Annotated in this window: 5 protein-coding genes; 1 reads left to right on the top strand and 4 read right to left on the bottom strand. The window is 71.8% G+C overall.

Translation table 11 applies throughout. The annotated features are described in order from the left end of the window. The 4 genes from AC2VOK_RS09905 to mptB all read right to left on the bottom strand — a co-directional run. Positions 1-659, bottom strand: a 659-nt coding sequence (locus AC2VOK_RS09905; protein ID WP_428900319.1) for a COX15/CtaA family protein, incomplete at its 3' end; no start/stop codon positions are given. A gap of 141 nt (positions 660-800) precedes the next feature. Then, on the bottom strand, positions 801-1577 hold the full coding sequence (locus tag AC2VOK_RS09900; RefSeq protein ID WP_428900317.1) for an ABC transporter permease: 777 nt from the start codon (positions 1575-1577) through the stop codon (positions 801-803). After that, positions 1574-2527, bottom strand: coding sequence for an ABC transporter ATP-binding protein (locus AC2VOK_RS09895; protein WP_428900316.1), 954 nt, complete (start codon positions 2525-2527; stop codon positions 1574-1576). The genes AC2VOK_RS09900 and AC2VOK_RS09895 overlap by 4 nt, the downstream gene beginning before the upstream one ends. Then, the gene (gene mptB, locus AC2VOK_RS09890) at positions 2524-4230 is read right to left on the bottom strand and encodes a polyprenol phosphomannose-dependent alpha 1,6 mannosyltransferase MptB (protein ID WP_428900315.1); all 1707 of its coding nucleotides are present in this window, start codon (positions 4228-4230) and stop codon (positions 2524-2526) included. Before mptB ends, AC2VOK_RS09895 begins: the two co-directional genes overlap by 4 nt. A gap of 73 nt (positions 4231-4303) precedes the next feature. On the opposite strand from mptB, the gene AC2VOK_RS09885 reads away from it, so the two are divergent. After that, a partial coding sequence (locus tag AC2VOK_RS09885) for a helix-turn-helix transcriptional regulator (RefSeq protein ID WP_428900318.1) occupies positions 4304-4794 on the top strand: 491 nt, incomplete at its 3' end.

The raw sequence follows: 4794 nt of genomic DNA, 5'->3' as shown, positions 1-4794 counted from the left end.
GCGTGCACCAGGGTGTCGATCTCGACTTTCAGCCGCGGCACCGTGCGGCTGGGGCTGCGGTCGCCCGCGTGCGGGCCGGCGGCCGTCACCAGCGTGCCGGTGACCAGCACTGCCGCCAGATCCGCCCCGATCAGCGCGGTGAGCGCGCGTAGCGGCCGGGCCACCCGCCGGCGCGGCACCCCGTCGTCCGGCTCGCCGATCTTGGCGTAGAGCAGCACCGACAGCCACACCATCGTCATGGAGGTCAGCAGGTGGACGGCCACGGTCCACCACAGCAGTCCGGTCCGCACGGTGATGCCGCCGATGACCGCCTGCACCACGGTCGACACCGGCATCAGCCACGCATACACCAGGACCTCGCGGCGCCGGCGGGCCCGCGTCACCGCCAGCACGGCCAGCACCGCGGTGATGACCACCGCGAACGTGATCAGTCGGTTGCCGAACTCGACCGCCTGGTGGATGCGCGGAACCGCGGCGTGGGCCACCGGCGTGAAGCTGCCCGGAAAGCACTGCGGCCAGGTCGGGCAGCCGAGCCCGGACGCGGTGACGCGGACGATCGCGCCGGTGACGGCGATGCCGCCCTGGGTGAGGACCACCAGCGCGGCGATGACGCGCTGAGCGCGCAGGCTCGGACGCGGGAGTAGATCCACCAGGCGCATCAGCACGTGTCCGATCGTAAGGCACCGAAAACTACAGCCTGTAGTACGCCCGGGAGTTCCGCGAGACATAAACCACGCACACCGGTGCCGGCGTGTCCTCGCAGACGTTTATGTGTCGCGAGCCGGACAGCCGCGCACGCGTCAGGTGAACCGGAACCAGCGCAGCGCCGCCAGTGCCGCCACCGCACCCCACGCCGCCAGCACGGTGACCCCGAACCAGTCCACCGACACGCTCATCGCCTGCGACAGCGCCTCGGTGAGCGCGCCCGACGGGGTCAGCCGGGACAGCCATTTCACCGAAGTCGGGATCATCTCCGTCTCGACGGTCAGCGCGCCGAGGCCGGCGAAGACGAACCACAGGAGATTGGCGACCGCGAGGACGATCTCGGCCCGCAGCGTGCCGCCCAGCAACAGGCCCAGGGCGGCGAACGCGGCGGTGCCCAGCACGATGATCGCCCCGCCGAGGACCAGGCCGGCCAACGCGGGCCGCCAGCCCAGCGCAATCCCGATGGAGCCCAGGATGAGCGACTGCAGGAAGACCACCGCGACCACGGCCAGCGACTTGCCGGCGACGATTCCCCACACCGGCAGCGGGGTGGCCCCCAGCCGTTTGAGCGCACCGTAGCGACGGTCGAACGCGACCGCGATCGCCTGGCCGGTGAACGCGGTCGAGATCACCGCGAGCGCCATGATGACCGGGACGAACGTCGCGGCCCGGTTGGCGCCGAAGGAACCCAGCGGCAGCAGCGTGAGCCCCACCAGCAGCGTGACCGGGATGAACATGGTCAGCAGCAGTTGCTCGCCGTTGCGCAGCAGCAGCTTCAGCTCCAGGCCGAACTGCGCGCCCAGCATCCGGGGCACGCTGTTCGGCCGCGGGTCGGGAGTGAAAGTACCCGCGGGAAAAGGGGATTCGCTCATGACCGCAGCTCCCTGCCGGTGAGATCCAAGAACACGTCCTCGAGGCTGCGTTGCTCGACCCGCATGTCGGTGGCGAGCACGTCGATCTGCGCGCACCACGCCGTGACGGTCGCCAGCACCTGAGGGTCGACGCGGCCCTCGACCAGGTACTCGCCCGGCATCGTCTCGCTGACCCGGTAGCCCTGCGGCAGCGCGGAGCTCAGCAACGACAGGTCGAGTCGCGGCGGCGCGGTGAACCGCAGCTGGCCTTGGGCGCCGGTGCGCATCAGCTCCGCCGGCGTGCCGGCGGCCACCGGCACGCCGTGGTCGATGATGACCAGCCGATCGGCGAGTTCCTCGGCTTCCTTGAGTTGGTGTGTGGTCAGCACCACCGTCACGCCGTCGCGGCGCAGCGCGTCGATCAGCTCCCACACCAGCAGCCGCGCGTGCGCGTCCAGGCCGGCGGTGGGTTCGTCGAGGAAGACCAGTTCCGGGCGGCCCACCAGCGCGCACGCCAGCGCCAGCCGCTGCTGCTGGCCGCCGGAGAGCCGCCGGTAGGTGGTGCGCGCGGCCTCGGTCAGGCCCAGGGTGTCCAGGAGCCACGCAGGGTCCAGGGGGTCGGCGGCGTAGGAGGCCACCAGATTGAGCATCTCCCCGGCGCGGGCCGCGGGGTAGCCGCCGCCGCCTTGGAGCATCACCCCGATGCGCGCGCGCAGGAGCGCGTTGTCGGCGACCGGGTCCATCCCCAGCACCTCGATCGAGCCGGAGTCGGGGCGTACGAAGCCCTCGCACATCTCGACCGTCGTCGTCTTCCCGGCGCCGTTGGGGCCCAGCAACGCGAACACCTCGGCGGCGTGCACGTGCAGATCGAGGTTGGCGACGGCCTCCACCGCGGCCGCGCCGGAACCGTACCGCTTGCTCACCCCACGCAGCCGTACCACCGCGTCGGGGAGTCGGTCGGGAGAGCTCACGTGGAATCAGCGTAGGCGTCCGGCGCCGCGGCCTGCCGCGGGGTCTCGGCCGACTCGGGGTCCGCCGCGTCCGGCGCCGGACCGGCCGGTTCCGGGGAACCGGGTCGGGGGCCCCGCCACGGTAGCCGGGTGTAGGTCACCGCGATCAGTGCCAGCACGATGACGGTGCTGGCCAGGGTGGCGTCGACGATCTGAAACAGCGCGAAGCGGTCGCCGTTGGCCGTCGGCCCGAAGATGCCCACCACCAGGGTGATGGCGATGACGGCCATCCGGAAACCGGCGCGGGTCGCCCAGGCGGCCAGGGGGATGATGGCCCACAGCAGGTACCAGGGCTGCACGACGGGGAACAGCAGCACCGTCACGCCCAGCGCGACACCCAGCCCGCCGATCGGGTGCAGCCGGCCGCGCAGGACCGACACCAGCAGCCAGCCCACCACCAGCATGATGATCAGCACACCGATGGCGCGGGTGAGCGCGAGCACCGCGGTGGTGTGGTCGCCCACCCCGAGCAGGATGCCCACCTGTCCGGTCCCCAGGGCCAGCAGGGTCGGCGGTGACATCCAGCTGCGCACCACGTTGGCGGTGCCCAGCGTGAAGATCCAGCCGAATCCCAGCCCGCTGGCCCAGCCGACGACGGCCGTCACCGCCAGCGACAACCCGGCCATCGTGCCGCCGGAGACCAGCAGCGCGCGCAGGCCGCCGCCGCAGCGGTTGGCCAGCGCCATGGTGACGAACCCCAGCGCGAGCAGCGAGGGCAGCTTGATCTGCGACGACAGCGTGATCAGGACGGCCCCGGCCAGCACCAGTCCCAGGGGCTCCCACTCGCCCGGGTTTCGCCAGCTGGTGGGCAACAGGCGCGGGAAGCGGGACGGGTCCAGGCCGCGCAGCGCGAACTCGGCGCCGGTCAGCATCAGCCCGAGCATCAGCGCCTCGTTGTGGATTCCGGCGACCAGATGCATGATCAGCAACGGATTGGCGGCGCCCAGCCACAACGCGCTGACCTCGGCCACGCCGCAGCGCCGCGCCAGCCGCGGCGTCGCCCACACGATCAGCCCCACACCGACCAGCACCACGACCCGGTGGCACAGCACGGCGGCGACGATGTTCTCGCCGGTCAGCGACGAGATTCCCCGCCCGATCCACAGGAACAACGGGCCGTAGGGTGCCGGCGTCTCGCGCCACAGGCTGGGCACCGAAAGGGTGAACACGTGCGACAGCCCCAGCCCGGAGGCCGGGCCCACGCGGTAGGGGTCGAGCCCTTCCAGGGAGATCTGGCTCTGGGCCAGATAGGAGTAGACGTCTTTGCTGTACATCGGCGGCGCGGGCAGCAGCGGCAGGATCCACAGCAGCAGGGTGCGGTCCAGGTCGCCGCGTGACATCCGGCGTCCGCCCAGCGCGAACCGGCCCAGCATCAGCCAGGCCAGCGCCATCATCACCGCCCCGGTCGTCGTCATCGTCAGCGACACGGTCTGGATCCGGGACGGCAGGTTCAGCAGCCGCACCCCGAACGTCGGGTCCTGGACGACAGGCCGCGCGCCGGCGCCCAGGGCGCCGATCGCCATCAGGACGGTGCCGGTGGCCCCGAACAATCGCGTGCGCCGCAGCGCGGTCAGTTCGGTGTGGTTCAGCGGCGGGGCCACCGTCTGCTCGTCGCCATGCAGGCTGGCGATCGACGAGCTCAGCGAGTGGTGGCGGGCTGGCATCAGTGCAGCGTAGCGGCAGTCGATGTCCTCGGTGTGAGCAGCGCAACTCTCGCGGGCGGAGTCCGCGGTGGACCTGCGCCCGGAATTGCGTCACACTGGTGTTGTGAAAATCCGGCTCGGCCAGGAGCCCGCTGCATGCGATGCGGCGGTGTACGCCGCATCCCAGGATGGTCACACCCGCCGCGCGATCGTGCGGCTGCTGCTGGAATCCGGATCGATCACGGTCGCCGAGATCGGCGACCGGCTGGGCCTGGCGGCGGCCGGGGTGCGGCGTCATCTCGACGCGCTGATCGAAGCCGGTGACGCCGAGTCCGTGGCCGCCGCGGCGTGGCAGCAGGCGGGACGGGGGCGTCCCGCCAAGCGCTACCGGCTGACCCCGGCGGGACGGGCCAAGCTCGGTCACGCCTACGACGACCTGGCGGCCGCCGCGATGCGGCAACTGCGCGAGGTCGGCGGCGAAGAGGCGATCCAGTTGTTCGCGCGTCGCCGCATCGACGCGATCCTGACCGGTGTCGAGGCGGCAGGCAGCCTGGCCGACGCCGACGTCGAGGCGGCTGCCGAGCG

The sequence above is a fragment of the Mycobacterium sp. TH-M116 genome, assembly GCF_057473685.1.
This window is presented reverse-complemented; position numbering and strand designations above follow the sequence as displayed.